Below are 17,427 nucleotides of genomic sequence, written 5' to 3' on the forward strand. Positions count from 1 at the left end.
GGCTTCCTGTTCGGCGGAAAGGACCCGTCCCCGGACTTCACGCGACTGTCCGAACGGGTCCGCTCCTCCTGGACCACCTTCGCCACCTCGGGGGATCCCGGCTGGGCCCCCTTCACCGCGGAACGGCCGACGGTCCGGCTCTGGGACACCGAACCGTCGGTCGCCGAGGACCCGCTCCCGGCATCCCGCCGGATCTGGCACGAGCAGTCGGGGCTCTGACGCCACTGGGACGGATCGCTCCACGGATCCGTCCCACCCGCCCCGGACACGAGCCCGGCCACGAGCCCCGGGAACCCGGCGCCGGGGCGGCCGCGGCATCAGACGAGGGCGGTGACCAGGAGGGTGAACGCGGCGACGATGACGGCGACACGGAGGTAGTGGTAGCGGTTCCAGCGCTGCAGCTGCTCCTTCCAGTCGGCGGGCCGGGTCTCGGGGGTCCAGGTCTTGTTCCGGTTGTTGATCGGGACGAGCAGCAGGACCGACATGGCGACGCTGACGACCAGCAGTCCGGCGGCGGTGACGACGAGTCCGGTGCCCTCGTGGTGCCATCCGGCGAAGGCCCAGATCGCGCTGAGGACGACCGAGCCCACGTACCAGAACGGCATCAGGGCACCGAGCATCCGGCCTCCGTGGGCGTGGCCGAGCTGGCGGCTGTCCTCGGGAAGCGCGTCCAGGATGCGGTTCATGATGAAGGCGACGGAGAGCTCCACCCCCACCATCAGGCCCACGACGACGACGGTGACGACCTCGAGTGTGCTGAGCATGACGACCCCTCCAAGATCTAGCGCTGCTAGCTGATGAGGCAACGCTAGTACTGCTACCGCTCGATTGTCTAGCGGTGCTAGGATCCATTCATGTCGGTACAGGAACGCAAGCAGCGCGAACGGGCGGACCGCGAGCGCCTCATCGTGGCGACGGCCCGCGAACTCGCCGAGCAGCAGGGCTGGGACGCGGTCACCACCCGTCGGCTCGCCGAGCGCATCGAGTACAGCCAGCCCGTCCTCTACAGCCACTTCCGCGGCAAGCGCGAGATCATCGGCGCCGTCGCCCTGGAAGGCGCCGCCGAGCTCGCCGCGGCGGTGCGTGCGTCGGCCTCCGGGGCGAACACGCCGCGCGAGCGGGCCGCCGCCCTCGCCCGCGCCTACCTCGACTTCGCCGAGCACAACCCGGCGGTCTACGACGCCCTGTTCCAGCTCGACGGCGGCCTGGTGTACGCGCGGGAGGACACCCCCGAGCAGTTGAAGGACGCCTTCGCCGCCCTGCTCGACTGCCTCGCCGAGGTCGCCGGCGAAGGCGTGCGGCCGGGGCTGTTCACCGAGGTGTTCTGGGCTTCGCTGCACGGCCTGGCGACCCTGACCCGAGCGGGCCGCCTGCTGCCCGAGGACGCCGCGCCGAGGGTGGAGCTGTTGGTGGACCGGCTCGCCGTGATCTGACGCACCGGCCCGGTACGCGCCCTATACGAGGGGCCCGCCGATGGGCTGCTCCGTCCAGATGGTCTTCCCCGTGCCGGTGAACCGGCAGCCCCACCGGTCGGTGAGCTGCGCGACGAGGAACAGGCCGCGCCCGCCCTCGTCCGTCTCCCGCGCACGGCGCAAGCGGGGCTGGGTACTACTCGGGTCGGACACCTCGCAGACGAGCACCCGGTCGCGGATCAGCCGGAGCCCCACCGGTCCGCCCGCGTAGCGGATCGCGTTCGTGACGAGCTCGCTGACGACGAGCTCCGTCACGAAGCCCAGTTCGTCCAACTCCCAGTCGGACAACTGGCCCACCACCAGCTCACGGGCGTGCCCGACGAGGGAGAGGTCGGCTTCGAGCTCCCACGCGGCGACCCGGTCCGACGCGAGGACGTGCGTGCGGGCGAGCAGCAGGGCCACGTCGTCGACGGGCTCTCGCGGCAGCACGCGGTCGAAGACGCGCTGGCCGATCTCGCCCAGGGGCCGGCCCGGGTCCGCGTCGGCGAGCGCGCTCCGCAGTCTCTCCATCCCCTCCTCGATGTCGCCGTCGCGGCTCTCGACGAGTCCGTCCGTGAAGAACGCCAGCAGGCTGCCGGGCCGCACTTCGAACTCCGTGACCTCGAAGGGCATTCCGCCGACGCCCAGCGGCGGTCCCGGCACCAGACCGACGAAGGCCGGCTCGCCGTCCGGCGGCAGCAGGGCCGGCGGCGGATGTCCTGCCGTGGCGGCGGCACACCGCCCCGTCACCGGGTCGTGGACGGCGTACAGGCACGTCGCTCCCAGCACCGCGGGCTCCGCGCGGGACGCGCCGGTCATCTCCTCCCCGGAGAGGCCGAGCACCAGGTCGTCCAGGTGCGTGAGGAGTTCACCCGGATCGAGGTCGAGGTCGGCCAGGGTCTGCACCGCGGTCCGCAGCCGTGCCATGGCCGCGGTGGCCTCGAGTCCGTGGCCGACGACGTCCCCGACGACGAACGCCACGCGCAGCGACGGCAGGGGGATCACGTCGAACCAGTCCCCGCCGACTCCCAGGCCGCCGCCCGCCGGCTGGTACGCGCCCACCGTCTCCGCGGCGGCGCAGTCCAGGGCCGAGCGCGGCAGCAGGCTTCGCTGCAGGGCCACCACCGAGCGGTGTTCCTTCGTGAAGCGGCGCGCGTTGTCCACGCCGAGTGCGGCCCTGGAGACCACGTCCTGCAGCAGGGCCGCGTCCTCCTCGCCGAACGGGGAGGGCGACTGACAGCGCCAGACCGTGACGCAGCCGAGGATCAGGCCGCGCGCGTACAGCGGTACCGCTATGGAGGAGTGCGCCCCGCCCGGGACGAACAGGGACAGGCTCCGCGGATCCACGCCGAGCTCCGCGTGCAGGACGGCGACGTCCGGCACCAGCACGGGCAGCCCCTTCATGAGGGGACGCATCAACGCGCTGTCCGCTACGGGAGGAAGCGCCTCGCCCACCGCGAGGAGGTCCTCGGCGGATATCTCCGGGCTCTGCGCGGCGGCGGTCCGGCGCAGGTGGACGTCGCCGCTGGTGTCGAGGTGTGGGGGCTCGTCGCCCACCAGCACCTGCTCGGCGATGTCCACGGTCGCCAGGTCGGCGAAATCGGGGACGAGCAGATTCACGAGGGTCCCGGCCATCTCGACCACGTCCAGGGAGGCACCGATGCCCGCGGCGGCGGCGTGGGACAGCCCCCTCCGGCGTCGCGACGCGTCGCGCTCCGCCGCCTCCCGCGCGGTTTCGGCGGGGGTGACCAGGACGAGCCACCGCGCCTCGGTGCCGGAGCCACCGGGGGTGCGAGCGGCGAGCCGGACGACCGTGCAGACCAGCGGGCCCTGTCCCCCCGCATGATCGCCGCCCGGAACGGTGAACCGCCGCCCGGCCGATCCCGCCCCCGTCCCGGCGCGCGGCAGCAGCCCCAGCAAGGGAGCGAAGGGACGACCCGGCGAGCATTCCAGCAGGGCCGCGGCACACTCCGAACGGGCGATGACCACGCCTGCGTCGTCCAGTACGACCGCTGCCGTGTCACTGACGGGCACCGAGGCCGCCCTCGGGCCACGATGCTCCGGTTCACGCATGTCGCCTCCACGCACCGTGACCTTCAGTATCGTCCCCGAGGATCGCCCCGGCGACCCGCGGCAGGCCCCCGGTCCGCATCGCGGCCGGACGCGCCGACCGTCAGCCTTCGACAGCCGTAGCGTCGTGGGGCGCGCCCACCGGCTTGGATTCAGGTGAACCGCGCTGGCGCAGGTACACCGAGAGGATGACCATCGCCGTCACGGCCAGGAGCTCGGACTGCCAGTTCTGCAAGGTCCGGTTCCAGAACTCTCCGGAGGTCGCGTACGTGGTCCAGCCGACCGGTTCCCGCAGCTGGCGGAGCTGTTCCTCGTTGAACACGACGGTCCCGGTGACCGATTGGGCCAGCCACGAGAGCAGGAAGATCAGGCTCATCACCAGGCCGAGCGACCGGGAGTAGAGGGCCCGGCGCCAGCCGTCGGCGGCCGCCCATCGGGGCGAGTCGGACCGCGCGTACGCGCCGACCCGCTGCTCCTCGTCCGATTCCGTCCCCGCCTCGTCGAGCGGTTTGGACTCGGGCGATCCGCGTTGCACCAGCCACACGGTGCCGATGATGAAGAGGGAGAACTGGAGGAACTCCGATTGCCAGTTCTCGGTGACGTCGACCATGAAGTCCGAGGTGAAGAGGTAGTCGACGAACGAGAGCGGCTGCAGGCCCTGCGCCGTCAGAAGGCCGTTGAGCTCGGCCCGGCCGGCGATCGCCTGGCCCACGAGCGTGAGCAGGAAACCGATGCCGAACGCCAGCGTCAGCCCGTTGTCGCGGAGGAACCGGCGGTTCGCGGTCACCGGTGCGCCTGCCCCACCGCGAACGCGTAGGCCAGCCCCCCGAACACGCCGATCAGGAACACCACGAACAGCACTCGCGTCCCGGTCACTCAGTCGCCCTTCAGCTCGCACCGGTACGGGCGTCCGGGCCGGGGGGTGCAGCCGGCGGCCGTGATCTTCCAGCCTTCCGGGAAGGAGGCCAGGAACACGCTGTCCCCCGCGAACACCACCCTCGCCTGGGCGCCGTAGACGTCCACCCGTTCGGCCCGGCCCGCGTTCGGCGGGAGCTTGAGCTCGGTCAGGGCCCGGTCGCACGGCCCGTCGCTCTCGAGTTCCTCTCGCGTCGACGGAGCGAGCGCCCCGCACATCCGCGTGGTGTCGGCGGCCACCAGCGCCTGCTCGAAACCCGTGGCCGCCGCCTCGGCCGCCGCCTCGCGTTCCCCGACCGTGGCGCACCCGGTCGCCGCCAGGCACACGAGGCCTGCCACCAACCAGCCGGTGCTCGGACGCATGCCCCCAGCATGCCCTCCGCACGCGCCCGTCCCGTGCGGTACGGCCCGCGACACACGCGGGGTGGGCCGTCAGGGTTCCCCCTCCGGGCCGGCGCCGTGTCCGTCACCCGCTTCTGCTCCCGGACTTCGCTTCGCGTCAGTTCTCGGTCGTGTGCCGCATCCGCGCCCAGAGGGGGAGCGCGAACCAGCACAGCAGGTACCAGGCCAGTACGCCTCCTACGAGCCAGGGTGCGAGGGCGTTGTGGGTCGCGACCCGGAGCACGAGCAGGAGGGCCGCGGTACAGGTGGCCAGGAGCAGCACGAGCCCCGTGAAGGTCAGCCGCGCGGCCCACGCGACCGCCTCGGGCTTGATCCGCCGGCCGGAGACGATGCGGTGGAAGGCGACCGGCCCGATCAGCGCGCCCGTCGCGAGCGAGCCGAGGATCACGGTCACGATGTAGATCGTCCTGTCGGCCTGCTCGAGCCCGTGGAAGACCGGGGTGAAGGCGACCGTGAGCAGGAATCCGAAGAGGATCTGGACACCGGTCTGGGCCACGCGGATCTCCTGGATGAGCTCCTGCCACTGCCGGTCCGCGCGTTCCTCGACGGTCTCGTTGCGTCCTTCCCCGCCTCCACCAGGCATGACGCCTCCTTGGAACCTCGTGTACGGCTGCGCCTACCCCCGCACCGCCGCCTCAATCGGCACCGGCTCCGCAGGCACCCACCGCCCCCACGGGCTCGCCCCCCGCGCCGCGGGACGGCGGTGTCCTCGGCGAACCGCGAGAATGGGTGAGGGGTACCGGACCCGCAAGGGAGGGCGCTCATGTGCCGCTGGCTCGCCTACTCGGGTTCTCCCATGCTCCTCGACGCCCTGCTCTACCGCCCCGAGCACTCGCTGATCAACCAGAGCCTCCGCGCGCGGATGGGCGTCGAGGCGACCAACGGCGACGGATTCGGCATCGGCTGGTACAGCGAGGACGGTGACGGCACGCCCGCCGTCTTCCGCGACACCGCGCCCGCCTGGAACAACCGCAACCTGCGCGAACTCGCCGCGCACGTCCGCTCCCCGCTGTTCTTCGCGCACGTACGCGCCTCGACGGGCTCGGCCGTCCAGCAGACCAACTGCCACCCGTTCCGTCACGGCCGGTGGCTGTGGATGCACAACGGGGCCATCGCGGACTTCCACCGGCTCCAGCGGGACCTCTGCATGGCCGTGGACCCCGCGCTGTTCTCGTCCATCGAGGGATCGACCGACTCCGAGGTGATGTTCTACCTGGCGGTCACCTTCGGCCTCGACCAGGACGTCCCCGGCTCGGTCGCCAGGATGACCGAACTGGTGGAGCGGCTCGGCAAGGAGCACGGCGTGCCGGAACCGCTCCAGATGACCTTGGCGGTCAGCGACGGGGAACGCGTCTGGGCCTTCCGCTACTCCAGCCGGGGCGCTTCCCGCTCGCTCTTCTACAGCAGCCGCGCGGACACCGTCCGCCGTCTCCACCCGGAACTGGAGTACTTCCGCGACCTCTCCGACGAGACCCGCATCGTCGTCTCCGAGCCGCTGGGAGACCTGCCCGGGGTGTGGAACGCGCTTCCCGAGGCCAGTTACACGGTGATCCCCTCCGGAGCGGAGCCGGACTACCTCCCCTTCACCCCGCGACTCCCCTGAGGCCGGGCGCTCGCGCCGTGTCGGTGATCAGGTCGGTCAGCGCGGGCAGCCCGCCGTCCGCCACGGCACGCCGCTGGCGGTCGGCCGGGGTCCCCTCCCGCAGCAGCCGGTGCGCGAGGGCGCTCACCTCCCGCAGATCGCCGGCGTCCTCCAGGGCCGGCCCGATGTGGCGCAGGAGGGCGCACAGGACGTCGCCGCTGGCGGCCGGGCGCCCGTACGGATCCACGAGGGTGCCGTTCAGACCGTGGCGGGCCGCGTGCCAGTTCGCGGCCTGCAGCATCTCCGGCACGCACACGGTGGCCGGCGGCGCACCCGCCGCCTCTTCGGCGATCGCGGTGGCGATCAGTGCACGGGTGGCTCCGGCGAGCAGCACCGCGTCCTCGGCCCGCAGCTGTACGTCCGGGCAGCGCACCTCGACGGTCGGGTAGCGGTCGGAGAGCCTCGCCTGCCAGTAGACCTGCCCCCGGTCGGCGATCGCCCCGGATTCCTGCAGTGCCTCGAGGCGGCGGTCGTAATCGGCGAGCCCCGCGAAGTACGGCGGCGGCCCGCTGACGGGCCACCGTCCGAAGACGATGGTGCGCCAGCTGGCGAATCCGGTGTCCCGCCCGTCCCACAGGGGAGAGTTCGCGGACATGGCCAGCAGCGTCGGCAGCCACACCCGGATCCGGTTCAGCACCGCCACGCCCGTCTCCGGGTCGGGAATCCCCACGTGCACGTGCATCCCGCAGATCAGCTGCTCGTCGACGAGTTGCCGTGCCTGGCCCTCCATCCTCAGGTACCGCGACTTCCGCGTGACGGGCACGGGTACGGTTCCGCGCACCGGCGCCGCACCCGTGGCCGCGATCCGGCACCCGTTGGCCTCGGCGGCCGAGGCCAACGCGTGGCGCAGCCGGAACAGGTGGCCACCGACCTCGTCGAGGCTGTGGCAGACGGGCGTGGCGACCTCCACCTGCGCCTGGAGCAGCTCGTCCTGGACCTCGCCCGCGTCCGTGAGGCGACCGAAGCCGGCGGTGCGGCGGACGTCGTCCACGAGCGCCGCCGGGGCGGCCGAGACCGGGTCGACCAGCAAGTACTCTTCTTCGACTCCAAGGGTGAGCACGTCCCGCGACTACCCCGATAAACCATGATCACCCCGCCGTGCCCGTGAGCCCCGGCCCCGCGTCACCGATCCGGCGTACACGGGCGCGGGGCGCCCGCTGTCGCCGATAGGCCGGTCACTTCGGCCTGGCCCCCGAGCCGGCCCTCGCTGCCGACTTCCCGGGCCACGCGCGTGACTTCGGCGGCGAAGGAGGACAGCTGGTCGACCATGGTGTTGATGGTCTCCTTCAGCTCCAGGATCTCACCGCTCGCGTCCACCCGGATCTTCTGCGTGAGGTCGCCGCGCGCCACCGCGGTCGCCACCTGCGAGATGTTGCGCACCTGGGAGGTCGGGTTGCCGGCCATCGAGTTCACACTGAACCCGGTCGGAATCGTGCCCACGCCACCCGGTCGGGCCGCCCTCCGGTGGGGACGTCCCCCGACCGGGCGGTCGCGGGGACGGCGACGGTCAGGCGGGGGGCGAAGCGACGGGACGGTCGGCGCCCGCCTCCCGGATCCGCCGAGGTCCGGAGACCTCCAGCCAGACGCGCTTGCCGCCGTCCAGCGGCTCCGATCCCCAGCGCCGCGCCAGCCTCTCGACGATGAGCAGTCCGTGACCCCCTGGCCGGGCGGGGTCCGTGGGGTGCCGGAGCACGGGGAGGGCGCGGTTCCGGTCGGTCACCTCGACGCCCAGGCCGTCACCGGTGCGCCGGAGCAGCAGCGAGCTCGGACCGCCGCCGTGCAGGCGGGCATTGGCGACCAGCTCCGACACCAGGAGCAGAACGTCCTCGGCCTCCGCCTCGACGCCGTCGTCGCCTTCCCCCGCGGGCAGCCATTCCCAGTCGGTCAGCGCCCGCCTGGTGAATTCCCGGCACCGGGTGACGACGTTCTCGGTCTCGGCGCCCAGCACGAAGACCCGACTCCGTTCCGATGAACGGCGCTCGTTCATCACGCGCCTCCGCTAGTCCTGCTGCGGACGTCCCGCCAGTGCCTCCGCGACGTCAGCGTAAACGGGAAAGATCCCGTCGGCGCCGGTGATGCGGAACATTCGCTCGACCGGCCGACGAAGACCCACGACCTCGATTCGGGCCCCGGTGTGCGCGGCCGCGCCCCGGGCCCGCAACAGGACGTTCAGTCCCGTGGAGTCGCAGAAGCCCACGTCGGAGAAGTCCACCAGCAGGCGCTCGAAGCCTCCCGCGACGGCGGCTTCGAGCGCCTCCCTCAGGGGCTCCGCCGTATCGAGGTCCAGCTCCCCGGCCAGCCTGAGAACGGTTGCGCCCGGCAGGTGTCGGACTTCGAGGGTGAACCGGGCACCCTGCGCTGCGGAACCCATGGAGAACCCCTTCCGCCTCCGGGCTCTGACTCTTGCTCCAGCTCTGGCTCTTGCTCCTACTCCAGCTCTGACTACAGCTCCTGAACGGCGCCTACCCGTACGCGCGCCGGCCATTCCCGTCACTCCGCCGGTTTCAGCGGCCGAGGGCGCGCTCGAGTTCGGCCTTGTCCATCTGGGAGCGGCCCTTGATGTTGCGCTTCTTGGCCTCGTTGTAGAGCTGTTCCTTCGTCGGCCCCGCGGCGCCGCTGTGGGAACGCTGCCCGCCGCGCTTGGCCGAGGACATGTCCTGGAGGGAGGAGCGGCTCGCCGTCTTCGACTCCCCCGCCCGGGCGCGTTCCTTGTTGACGGTGCGTGCGGCGATCTCCTTGGCCCGCTCGGGGCTCTCGCCCCGTTGCTCGGCGCTCTCCTTGATGTGTTCGTACTGGCGTTCACGCTTGGGACTGGAACCGCGAGGCATGGTGACTCCCTGACTGGTGTGCGATCTCGATGACGAAACCCCCGCGGGGCCGGGTGGGGATCCGGCTCAGGGGGATGGACAAGTCCTGTCGCGGTACGGCGAAGTCCTCGTGGGCGAGGGCGGACGCCAGCGCGGCGAGCAAGGAGAGGGTGATGTCCTCGCCGGGGCACCGGTGGCCGGTCCGGGCGTCGCCGCCGCCCTGCGGGATCAGCTCGTCGCGGCCGGGTTCGCGGGCGAGGTGGCGAACCGGTGCGAAGTCGTAGGGCCGCTCCCACAGCGCCGGGTCGTGGTGGTGCCCGTACACGTCGAGGAGCAACAGGGTTCCCTCCGGGAGCTCCTCACCGGCGAAGGTGAGGTCGTGGGCGGCCAGACCCGCGAGGAACGGAACGAAGGGGTAGAAGCGGCGGACCTCGTGGGCGAAGGCGCGCGCCTGCGCGGGGCCGCCGGTGCGCAGCACTTCGCGCTGGCCCGGATGGCGGTGGAGCGCGTGCGCGGCGAAGGTGACGAACCAGGTGACGGCCACGGTCGGCCTGATCACGTTGAGGAGCTCGACGGCGGCCGTGTGCGGATCGAGCAGGGCTCCGTCCGGCTCGCGGTGCAGGGCGACCGTCTCCAGCACGGTCCCGGGTACCCAGTGCGGCCGGTCCCGGCGCACACCGGTGACGGCGGCCGTGAGCGCGTGTTCCTGTCGGCGCCGGGCCCGGCGGGCCCGGACGTGCCGGGGGCCGATCGTGGCGAAGCCGTCCACCATGGCCACGCAGTCCTCGGCGATCTCACGGGCCGCCGCGTCGTCCGGGACCGCAAGGCCCGCCCAGTCGCAGATCTCCCTCGCGAGCAGCGCGGCCACCTCGTCGAAGAGCACCACCTCGCGCCCCTCCCAAGCGGCCACGGCTTCACGCCAGCCGCTCTCGACCCGCGCGGTCAGGCCCCCCACGCCCTCCGGTGACATGAGCAGCGACACCAGCAGCTCCTTGCGCCCCCGGTGGCGGTCACCGTCCAGGGTGTGGACCGCTCCCCTGCCGAAGAGGGTGTCGAGGACCGGCCCCGGCAGTGCGCCGTGCCGCTGGACGCGGCTCTCGTCGTAGAAGAGGGCCACGGCCTCCGTCCCGTGCAGCAGCGCCGCGGGATGCCCCATCAGGCGGGTGTGCACCAGCGGCGCGCCGTCGTGGGCCCGGCGCAGATCCGGGGCCCAGGCGTATCCGTGGGCCAGCAGCGACAGGGTGCCGTCCATCAGGTGACCGGACATGTCGTGCGCCAATCGATGCGGGTCGGGTGCGTTGCTCGTCCGTCCGTACCGGCGTCCTTGCGTTCGTACCGGCGTCTTTCCGTTCGTCCCGCCGCCAAACCCGAGGGGACCCGCACGGCGGTGCTCCTGCGGGCTACGCCTCGTCGGGTGCCTGCCACACCGTGGTGACGTTGCAGAACTCGCGGATGCCGTGTCCGGACAGCTCGCGTCCGTACCCGGACCGCTTGACGCCGCCGAAGGGCAGGGCCGGGTGCGAGGCGGTCATGCCGTTGACGAAGATGCCGCCGGCCTCGAGCTCGCTCACGGCGTGCGCGATGTCCCGGCCGTCGCGGGTCCAGAGGTTGGAGCTGAGCCCGAAGGGCGTGTGGTTGGCGCGCTCGACGGACTCGTCCATGCTTCCCACCCGGTAGAGGGTGGCGACGGGCCCGAAGGCCTCCTCCTGGTCGATGCGCATGGCCGGGGTGACACCGCCCAGGATCGTGGGTTCGTAGAACCAGCCGTTCTCGTACGCGGGCGGGCGCCGCCCGCCGCACAGGACGGCGGCGCCGTGGCCCACGGCGTCGTCCACCAGCGCCTCCAGCTCGCCGCGGCCCGCCTCGGTGGCCAGCGGGCCCACGTCGGTGTCCTCCCGCATCGGATCGCCCACGGTGAGCGCCGTCATACCGGCCGTGAAGCGCTCCGCGAACTCGTCGTGGACGTCCGTGTGCACGATGAAGCGTTTGGCGGCGATGCAGGACTGCCCGTTGTTCTGCACGCGGGCGGTCACGGCGGTGCGGGCGGCCCGCTCGATGTCGGCGGACGGCATCACGAGGTACGGATCGCTGCCGCCGAGCTCCAGCACGGTCTTCTTGACCTCGTCCCCTGCGACGGAGGCGACCGCGCGCCCCGCGGCCTCGCTGCCCGTCAGGGTCGCCGCGGCCACCCTCGGATCGCGCAGTACGTCCTCCACGGCCGCCGAGCCGATGAGCAGCGTCTGGAAGCAGCCGCGGGGGAAGCCGGCCCGGTGGAAGAGGTCGCCGAGGTAGAGCGCGGTCTGGGGAACGTTGGAGGCGTGTTTGAGCAGGCCAACGTTGCCGGCCATGAGCGCGGGCGCGGCGAAGCGCACGACCTGCCAGAGGGGGAAGTTCCACGGCATCACGGCGAGGATCACGCCCAGGGGACGGTAGAGGACCCGTACCGCCGCGGCTCCTGCGTCGCGCACGTCGGCGGCGGCGGGGTGCTCGTCGGAGAGCAGGGACTCGGCGTGCCCGGCGTACCAGCGCATGGCCTTGACGCACTTGGCCGCCTCGGCGCGGGCCGCGGCCAGGGGTTTGCCCATCTCGGTGGTCATGGTCCGCGCGATGTCCGCCGTCTCCTCCTCCAGGAGGTCGGCGGCGCGGTTCAGGAGCGCTCCGCGTTCCTCGAAGGAGGTACGGCGGTGGGCGGCAGCTGCCTCACCGGCCGCCGCGAGGCACCGCTCGATGCCGGCGGCGTCGAGCGCGTCGAAGGTGCGCAGGGTCTGGCCGGTCGTGGGATTCACCGTGGCGATGGGCATGGTGCGACCTCCCGTGGGAACCGCCCCCATCGACCGTGCCCCGACCGCCGCCGCCGCGCAATGCGAGAGTCCGGACCGCGGCGTCGAGCGGTCGTGCCGGACCGCGACATCCGGTCATGCGGCCTCACGGTCCGTGCCAGGGCCTCGGCCAGTTCCTCGCGGGTCATGCGGGAACGGCCGGTGACACCGGCGGCCGCCGCCTGCTCGTACAGCTCGGCCTTGGTCGGGGATGCCGAGGACGCCTTCGCGGACGCCTCGGGGGTACCTGCTTCGCCGCCGCCGCGGGCCCGTTCGACGCTCGCGCGCAGCACCTCCGTCAGGTCGACCACGTTCGTGGCCTCCGGCGGGAGTTCGGCCTTCTCCACGGTCCCGCCCGCCTTCTTGGCCTTGATCAGCGCGGCGACCTTCTCCCGGTACGTGTCGTGGAACTCCTCGGGTTCCCAGTCCATTTCGAGGGCGGCGATGAGCTGTTCCGCCATCCTCATCTCCTTGGCTGCGGCCTTCGTGGTGGAAGTGGGGCTGCTGTGGGTTTCGGGGTGTGATGTTGGTCCGTTTTGGGAGGTCATCCTCCGGTATGACAACCAGCTACCGGTAGTGCCCCATCCATCTGGGTATGAACATGTTTTTGCGTGAGGCGGCGGTCCATCCTGCCCGGATTCTTCGGGAGCCTTTGCGCTCCCTGGTCTGGGCGTCGGTTCTGGCGGTCTTCGTGGCGGGGCTCGGTTACGTGTCGTATCGCTGGGCGGGTACTGCTGGTCCTCTGGCGGCATTGCCGGGGTCGCCCTGGCCGTACCTGGCCGCCTGGGCGGTTCTGGGTTTCGGTGCGTTCCTGCTGGTACGCGTGGTGGCCAAGCCCCTGGGATGGGATGGGGAGGAGATCCTGGCCCTGCCCCTGATGGTCTGCATCCGTTTCACTCTGGCCTACCGCCCGGGCCTGACCCCGCTCTACGTGTACGGCCTCCTCGCGCTGGCCTGCGCGGCCGGCGCCGTGCTGTTGTGGCGACGCCATCGCCTTCCGGCAGTCACCGCCGCGCGCCAGCACTGACAGCAGTCAGAAGCCGCTCCCGGGGTGGACACGGCATCCGGGCGGAGTCGCCAGGCCCTGATGACGTGCCGGCTTTGAGGACGGTGAAACGGCATGTGCAGCGAGAGGCGGGATGCCGACGGCGGCGGGCGGCGGGCGGCGGGACGAGGGCCGGACGCCGGGCGGGCTCCGCGAGGAACGGATCCGAGGCCGGCCACCGGAACCCGACCGGCTGAAGACGGGCGGACGGCCGCGCAGTCCCGATGACGTCCTGCGCGAACGTGGCAGGGAGGACGCGACGATGCGCGACGTGATGCACGACCTGCGCGAGGAGGACCTGGAGGACATGCGCGAAGACCGCTGAGCCGCGAGGACCGCCGAGGCGGACGCAGGCTGGCCGGGCCCACAGGCGGCCACCGCCCTACAGGTGGCCGCGGCTCGCGTGGGGCCGCGTCCAGTGGGTGTGCAGGGCCATCCGGGCGGCGACCGGAAGCCGGCGGACCAGCCGCTCCTGTGCCCTGGCGCGCAGGGAACCCGCCACTTTGCTGGACCGGCCGGCCATGAGCGCGCGGTACCCCTGGTGCGCGACGAGCGCGGGATCGTCCTTCTTCGCCCGCCCGACACGGGTGTCCAGCAGGCCCGCCCGTACGAAGAACCCGGTGTCGGTCGCGCCGGGCATCAAGGCGGTGACCGTCACGCCGGTGCCCCGCAGCTCACTGCGCAGGGCCAGGGCGAAGGACTGCAGGAAGGCCTTCGAGGCGTTGTAGACGGCGCTGTACGGTCCCGGCGTCCCGGCGGCGACCGACGAGGTGATCAGCACGCGGCCCTCGCCGCGCGCGGCCATGTCCGTCAGTACACGTCTGGCCAGGTGCACCGTCGAGGAGACGTTGACGTCGATCACCCGGGTCAGGTCCGACAGGTCCGTTTCGAGGAAGGCGCCCGCGCGGCCGATGCCCGCGTTGAGGACGGCGGTGCTCACGGGACGGCCGTCGGCGCGCAGCTCGCCCAGGAGGATCTCGACGCCGGCGTGCGTGGCGAGGTCGGTGACGACCGTGCGCACGGCTCCGCCGTGCACGCGCAGCCGGTCCGCGGCCTCGTACAGGAGATCGTTCTCGGCCGCGATCACGAGGTCGTATCCGTGGCGCGCACATTCACCCGCGAGCTCGAAGCCGATGCCGCTGGAGGCGCCGGTGACGACGGCCAAGGGGCGTGTCGTATCCATGAACGGCGGCTACCCGCCCGAAGGCGTCACACACCGCGGAACACCCGCGAACGCGGGGGCGGGAGTACACGAGGGGCACAGACCGCGGTAGACCACCTCGGCGTCCGACACGGTGAAGCCGAACCGCTGCTCGTCCGGGAGGCCGGCCAGCGGGTCGCCGGTCGGGTAGACGTCCCTGATCAGGCCGCAGCCGGAGCACACCAGGTGGTGGTGCGCGTGGCGCGCGTTGGGGTCGTAGCGCTTCGCCCGCCCCTGGGCGGACACCTCCAGCACCTCGCCGAGCAGGACCAGTTCGCCCAGAGTGCTGTAGACGGTCGCCCGGGAGATCTCCGGCAGCCTGTGCATCGCTCGGGCGTGCACCTCGTCGGCCGTGAGGTGCACGTGCTCGCCCACGAGGGTCTCCACGACGACGCGCCTCTGGGACGTCATGCGCCAGCCGCGCCCTCGCAGTCGATCCAGCAGATCATTCATTTCGGCTCACCTGTTCAGGCCCATCGGGATAGCGGAATTTCCTGTCATACATACAGGTCGGAATATGTAAACATCTCCACGCCTGCCGAACCGTCACTTTCGGCCGTTTGTTGCACGGGCATGCCCTGCGTGTTCCCGTGGCGGTGCGGTCCGAGGTGCGCGACCATACGGACGCCGAAACATGCTCGATTATCGGCATCGTTCCTGAGGATATGCAGCACCGAGACGGAAAGAGGAACGGACGTGTCCGGCAGCGAAAGCGAGAACCCCGCAATCCCCTCCCCGACCCCCGCACCGGCTCGCCCGAGGGCGAACGCGGACTGGTGGCCGAACCAGCTGGACCTCCAGGTCCTCCACCAGCACTCGCCCCGGTCCAATCCGATGGGCGAGGACTTCGACTACGCGGCGGAGTTCAGAACCCTGGACCTCGACGCACTGAAGCGGGACGTCTTCGAGCTGATGACGGACTCGCAGGAGTGGTGGCCCGCCGACTACGGCCACTACGGGCCGCTCTTCATCCGGATGAGCTGGCACGCCGCGGGAACGTACCGCATCGCCGACGGCCGGGGCGGCGGCGGCTCGGGCGCCCAGCGCTTCGCCCCCCTCAACAGCTGGCCGGACAATGCGAGCCTCGACAAGGCGCGCCGTCTGCTGTGGCCGGTCAAGCAGAAGTACGGCCGGAAGATCTCATGGGCCGACCTTCTGGTATTCGCCGGAAACTGCGCCATGGAATCGATGGGGTTCAAGACGTTCGGATTCGGATTCGGGCGGGAGGACATCTGGGAACCGGAGGAAATCTTCTGGGGCCCTGAGGACACCTGGCTCGGAGACGAGCGCTACAGCGGGGACCGGGAGCTCACCAATCCGTTCGGCGCCGTACAGATGGGACTGATCTACGTCAATCCCGAAGGGCCCAACGGCAACCCGGATCCGATCGCCGCCGCCCGGGACATCCGGGAGACCTTCGCGCGCATGGCGATGAACGACGAGGAGACCGCCGCGCTCATCATCGGCGGCCACACCTTCGGCAAATGCCACGGCGCGGTCGGTCCCGAGTACATCGGTCCGGAACCCGAGGCCTGCCCCATCGAGCAGCAGGGCATCGGCTGGAAGAACACGTACGGCAGCGGCGCGGGCGTCGATTCGCTCACCAGCGGGCTCGAGGGCGCGTGGACCAACGAGCCGACGAAGTGGGACAACGGGTACCTGGACAACCTGTTCCGGTACGAGTGGGAACTGACGACGAGCCCGGCCGGTGCGCAGCAGTGGACGCCCACGGACCCCGCGGCCCAGGGCACGGTGCCCGACGCGCACGACCCGTCGAAGCGGCACGCTCCCATGATGCTGACGACGGACCTCTCGCTGAAGCTGGACCCGGTCTACGGGCCGATCGCGAAGGGCTTCCACGAGAACCCGGACCGGCTCGCGGACGCGTTCGCCAGGGCCTGGTACAAGCTGCTGCACCGCGACATGGGCCCCCTCACGCGCTACCTCGGCCCGTGGATCCCCGAACCGCAGCTGTGGCAGGACCCCGTACCCCCGGTCGATCACGCGCTGGTCGGGGACGCGGAGATCGCCGACCTCAAGGGCCGGATCCTCGCCTCGGGCCTGTCCGTCCCCCAGCTGGTCACCACCGCGTGGGCGTCGGCGGCGAGCTTCCGCGGCACCGACAAGCGCGGCGGGGCCAACGGGGCCCGGATCCGGCTCGCACCGCAGAAGGACTGGGAGGTCAACGCCGTGCCCGAGGTGGCCGAGACCGTGGCCGCCCTCGACCGGATCCGGCAGGACTTCAACGCCTCGCAGGCCGGCGGGACGAAGATCTCGCTCGCCGACCTGATCGTCCTGGGCGGGTGCGCGGCCGTCGAGCAGGCCTCGAAGAACGCGGGGCACGCGATCCAGGTCCCGTTCGCACCGGGGCGCACGGACGCCTCCCAGGAGCAGACCGACGTGGAGTCGTTCGCCGTACTCGAACCCGGCGCGGACGGGTTCCGCAACTATCTCCGGGCGGGCGAGAAGCTGCCGCCGGAGACGCTCCTGCTGGACCGCGCCAACCTCCTGACGCTGACCGCACCCGAGATGACGGTCCTGGTCGGCGGCATGCGGGCCCTCGGCACCGGCTTCGGCGGGTCTGCGCACGGCGCCTTCACGGACCGGCCGGGGACGCTGACCAACGACTTCTTCGTCAACCTCCTGGACATGGGGACGGAGTGGGCCGCGTCGGCCTCGGCCTCGGCGGAGAACGAGTTCGAGGGCCGGGACCGCGCCACGGGCGAGGTCAAGTGGACCGCCACCCCCGTCGACCTCGTCTTCGGTTCGCACTCCCAGCTCCGGGCCGTCTCGGAGGTCTACGCGTCCCACGACGCGGGAGAGAAGTTCGCGCGCGATTTCGTGGCGGCGTGGGACAAGGTGATGAACCTCGACCGGTTCGACCTCGCCTGAGCCCGGCGCCCCGGCGTACCGATGCCCCGGCCGGCCACTCGTCGGCCGACCGGGGCATCGCGGGATCCACGGACGGTGGCGTTGCGAGACCGCTCGGCGGTCGGAGCGCATGTCCTGGACGAGGGCGGGCAGACGATGCCGCGGAGGTTGATAGTCATGGTTCCGCTGCTGCGTGTTCTTCTT

The 17,427-nt window shown here is 71.6% G+C and carries 19 protein-coding genes and 2 pseudogenes; 6 read left to right on the forward strand and 15 right to left on the reverse strand.

Annotation, left to right across the window (positions count from 1 at the left end):
• Positions 1-219, forward strand: a pseudogene (locus ACWGDE_RS22805) (carboxylesterase/lipase family protein); the annotation flags it as partial.
• Between the two features lie 98 nt (positions 220-317).
• On the opposite strand, the gene ACWGDE_RS22810 reads toward ACWGDE_RS22805, so the two are convergent.
• Positions 318-764 (reverse strand): anthrone oxygenase family protein, encoded by a 447-nt coding sequence (locus tag ACWGDE_RS22810; RefSeq protein WP_453390845.1) that lies wholly within the window; start codon positions 762-764, stop codon positions 318-320.
• Between the two features lie 90 nt (positions 765-854).
• Here ACWGDE_RS22810 and ACWGDE_RS22815 point away from each other — a divergent pair, with 90 nt between their 5' ends.
• Positions 855-1,433, forward strand: a complete 579-nt coding sequence (locus ACWGDE_RS22815) for a TetR/AcrR family transcriptional regulator (protein WP_453390846.1) — start codon at positions 855-857, stop codon at positions 1,431-1,433.
• Positions 1,434-1,454: 21 nt separating this feature from the next.
• Here ACWGDE_RS22815 and ACWGDE_RS22820 read toward each other — a convergent pair whose 3' ends face one another.
• The 4 genes from ACWGDE_RS22820 to ACWGDE_RS22835 form a co-directional block, all read right to left on the reverse strand.
• Positions 1,455-3,524 (reverse strand): ATP-binding SpoIIE family protein phosphatase, encoded by a 2,070-nt coding sequence (locus ACWGDE_RS22820; RefSeq protein ID WP_453390847.1) that lies wholly within the window; start codon positions 3,522-3,524, stop codon positions 1,455-1,457.
• Between the two features lie 100 nt (positions 3,525-3,624).
• On the reverse strand, positions 3,625-4,308 hold the full coding sequence (locus tag ACWGDE_RS22825; protein ID WP_453390848.1) for a DUF6766 family protein: 684 nt from the start codon (positions 4,306-4,308) through the stop codon (positions 3,625-3,627).
• Between the two features lie 89 nt (positions 4,309-4,397).
• Complete coding sequence (locus ACWGDE_RS22830) at positions 4,398-4,799, reverse strand: hypothetical protein (protein WP_453390849.1); 402 nt, start codon at positions 4,797-4,799, stop codon at positions 4,398-4,400.
• A gap of 136 nt (positions 4,800-4,935) precedes the next feature.
• A complete protein-coding gene (locus ACWGDE_RS22835; RefSeq protein ID WP_453390850.1) occupies positions 4,936-5,421 on the reverse strand; it encodes a DUF6328 family protein in 486 nt (161 codons plus the stop codon).
• Positions 5,422-5,601: 180 nt separating this feature from the next.
• Here ACWGDE_RS22835 and ACWGDE_RS22840 point away from each other — a divergent pair, with 180 nt between their 5' ends.
• The gene (locus ACWGDE_RS22840) at positions 5,602-6,441 is read left to right on the forward strand and encodes a class II glutamine amidotransferase (RefSeq protein ID WP_453390851.1); all 840 of its coding nucleotides are present in this window, start codon (positions 5,602-5,604) and stop codon (positions 6,439-6,441) included.
• Here the strand turns inward: ACWGDE_RS22840 and ACWGDE_RS22845 are convergent.
• The 8 genes and pseudogenes from ACWGDE_RS22845 to ACWGDE_RS22880 all read right to left on the reverse strand — a co-directional run bounded on the left by ACWGDE_RS22845 (position 6,422) and on the right by ACWGDE_RS22880 (position 12,567).
• Positions 6,422-7,540 carry a carboxylate-amine ligase gene (locus ACWGDE_RS22845; RefSeq protein ID WP_453390852.1) on the reverse strand — a complete coding sequence of 373 codons (1,119 nt, stop codon included), beginning with the start codon at positions 7,538-7,540 and terminating at the stop codon, positions 6,422-6,424. The two genes, ACWGDE_RS22840 and ACWGDE_RS22845, sit on opposite strands and share 20 nt — an antisense overlap.
• Positions 7,541-7,638: 98 nt before the next feature.
• Positions 7,639-7,896 (reverse strand): annotated as a pseudogene (locus ACWGDE_RS22850) (HAMP domain-containing protein); the annotation flags it as partial.
• A gap of 91 nt (positions 7,897-7,987) precedes the next feature.
• Complete coding sequence (locus tag ACWGDE_RS22855; protein WP_453390853.1) at positions 7,988-8,467, reverse strand: ATP-binding protein; 480 nt, start codon at positions 8,465-8,467, stop codon at positions 7,988-7,990.
• A gap of 12 nt (positions 8,468-8,479) precedes the next feature.
• A complete protein-coding gene (locus ACWGDE_RS22860; RefSeq protein ID WP_453390854.1) occupies positions 8,480-8,851 on the reverse strand; it encodes an STAS domain-containing protein in 372 nt (123 codons plus the stop codon).
• Positions 8,852-8,984: 133 nt separating this feature from the next.
• Positions 8,985-9,308 (reverse strand): plasmid stabilization protein, encoded by a 324-nt coding sequence (locus ACWGDE_RS22865; protein ID WP_453390855.1) that lies wholly within the window; start codon positions 9,306-9,308, stop codon positions 8,985-8,987.
• A complete protein-coding gene (locus tag ACWGDE_RS22870; protein ID WP_453390856.1) occupies positions 9,280-10,554 on the reverse strand; it encodes a cytochrome P450 in 1,275 nt (424 codons plus the stop codon). Before ACWGDE_RS22870 ends, ACWGDE_RS22865 begins: the two co-directional genes overlap by 29 nt.
• A gap of 133 nt (positions 10,555-10,687) precedes the next feature.
• A complete protein-coding gene (locus ACWGDE_RS22875; RefSeq protein ID WP_453390857.1) occupies positions 10,688-12,088 on the reverse strand; it encodes an NADP-dependent succinic semialdehyde dehydrogenase in 1,401 nt (466 codons plus the stop codon).
• A complete protein-coding gene (locus tag ACWGDE_RS22880) occupies positions 12,070-12,567 on the reverse strand; it encodes a hypothetical protein (protein WP_453390858.1) in 498 nt (165 codons plus the stop codon). Before ACWGDE_RS22880 ends, ACWGDE_RS22875 begins: the two co-directional genes overlap by 19 nt.
• A 134-nt stretch (positions 12,568-12,701) precedes the next feature.
• Here ACWGDE_RS22880 and ACWGDE_RS22885 point away from each other — a divergent pair, with 134 nt between their 5' ends.
• Positions 12,702-13,133: a hypothetical protein gene (locus tag ACWGDE_RS22885; protein WP_453390859.1), complete on the forward strand. Its 432-nt coding sequence runs from the start codon at positions 12,702-12,704 to the stop codon at positions 13,131-13,133.
• A gap of 112 nt (positions 13,134-13,245) precedes the next feature.
• Positions 13,246-13,476, forward strand: a complete 231-nt coding sequence (locus tag ACWGDE_RS22890; RefSeq protein ID WP_453390860.1) for a hypothetical protein — start codon at positions 13,246-13,248, stop codon at positions 13,474-13,476.
• 57 nt (positions 13,477-13,533) lie between these two features.
• On the opposite strand, the gene ACWGDE_RS22895 is transcribed toward ACWGDE_RS22890, so the two are convergent.
• Together ACWGDE_RS22895 and ACWGDE_RS22900 are read right to left on the reverse strand one after the other, a co-directional pair.
• Positions 13,534-14,334: an SDR family NAD(P)-dependent oxidoreductase gene (locus ACWGDE_RS22895; RefSeq protein ID WP_453390861.1), complete on the reverse strand. Its 801-nt coding sequence runs from the start codon at positions 14,332-14,334 to the stop codon at positions 13,534-13,536.
• A 9-nt stretch (positions 14,335-14,343) separates the two neighbouring features.
• Complete coding sequence (locus ACWGDE_RS22900) at positions 14,344-14,805, reverse strand: Fur family transcriptional regulator (protein WP_453390862.1); 462 nt, start codon at positions 14,803-14,805, stop codon at positions 14,344-14,346.
• A gap of 243 nt (positions 14,806-15,048) precedes the next feature.
• Here ACWGDE_RS22900 and katG point away from each other — a divergent pair, with 243 nt between their 5' ends.
• On the forward strand, positions 15,049-17,244 hold the full coding sequence (katG, locus tag ACWGDE_RS22905; RefSeq protein WP_453390863.1) for a catalase/peroxidase HPI: 2,196 nt from the start codon (positions 15,049-15,051) through the stop codon (positions 17,242-17,244).
• The last annotated feature ends 183 nt before the right edge of the window (positions 17,245-17,427 follow it).

It is taken from the genome of Streptomyces sp. NPDC054956 (assembly GCF_053609185.1).

What these genes read in the sequence shown, in the direction of transcription:
- ACWGDE_RS22875 (WP_453390857.1), bottom strand. Translation starts at nt 12,088, where the DNA reads ATGCCCATCGCCACGGTGAATCCCACGACCGGCCAGACCCTGCGCACC.
- ACWGDE_RS22870 (WP_453390856.1), bottom strand. Translation starts at nt 10,554, where the DNA reads ATGTCCGGTCACCTGATGGACGGCACCCTGTCGCTGCTGGCCCACGGA.
- ACWGDE_RS22890 (WP_453390860.1), top strand. Translation starts at nt 13,246, where the DNA reads ATGCCGACGGCGGCGGGCGGCGGGCGGCGGGACGAGGGCCGGACGCCG.
- ACWGDE_RS22820 (WP_453390847.1), bottom strand. Translation starts at nt 3,524, where the DNA reads ATGCGTGAACCGGAGCATCGTGGCCCGAGGGCGGCCTCGGTGCCCGTC.
- ACWGDE_RS22860 (WP_453390854.1), bottom strand. Translation starts at nt 8,851, where the DNA reads ATGGGTTCCGCAGCGCAGGGTGCCCGGTTCACCCTCGAAGTCCGACAC.
- ACWGDE_RS22900 (WP_453390862.1), bottom strand. Translation starts at nt 14,805, where the DNA reads ATGAATGATCTGCTGGATCGACTGCGAGGGCGCGGCTGGCGCATGACG.
- ACWGDE_RS22815 (WP_453390846.1), top strand. Translation starts at nt 855, where the DNA reads ATGTCGGTACAGGAACGCAAGCAGCGCGAACGGGCGGACCGCGAGCGC.
- ACWGDE_RS22810 (WP_453390845.1), bottom strand. Translation starts at nt 764, where the DNA reads ATGCTCAGCACACTCGAGGTCGTCACCGTCGTCGTCGTGGGCCTGATG.
- ACWGDE_RS22865 (WP_453390855.1), bottom strand. Translation starts at nt 9,308, where the DNA reads ATGCCTCGCGGTTCCAGTCCCAAGCGTGAACGCCAGTACGAACACATC.
- ACWGDE_RS22855 (WP_453390853.1), bottom strand. Translation starts at nt 8,467, where the DNA reads ATGAACGAGCGCCGTTCATCGGAACGGAGTCGGGTCTTCGTGCTGGGC.
- ACWGDE_RS22885 (WP_453390859.1), top strand. Translation starts at nt 12,702, where the DNA reads ATGAACATGTTTTTGCGTGAGGCGGCGGTCCATCCTGCCCGGATTCTT.
- ACWGDE_RS22895 (WP_453390861.1), bottom strand. Translation starts at nt 14,334, where the DNA reads ATGGATACGACACGCCCCTTGGCCGTCGTCACCGGCGCCTCCAGCGGC.
- ACWGDE_RS22830 (WP_453390849.1), bottom strand. Translation starts at nt 4,799, where the DNA reads ATGCGTCCGAGCACCGGCTGGTTGGTGGCAGGCCTCGTGTGCCTGGCG.
- ACWGDE_RS22840 (WP_453390851.1), top strand. Translation starts at nt 5,602, where the DNA reads ATGTGCCGCTGGCTCGCCTACTCGGGTTCTCCCATGCTCCTCGACGCC.
- ACWGDE_RS22880 (WP_453390858.1), bottom strand. Translation starts at nt 12,567, where the DNA reads ATGGCGGAACAGCTCATCGCCGCCCTCGAAATGGACTGGGAACCCGAG.
- ACWGDE_RS22835 (WP_453390850.1), bottom strand. Translation starts at nt 5,421, where the DNA reads ATGCCTGGTGGAGGCGGGGAAGGACGCAACGAGACCGTCGAGGAACGC.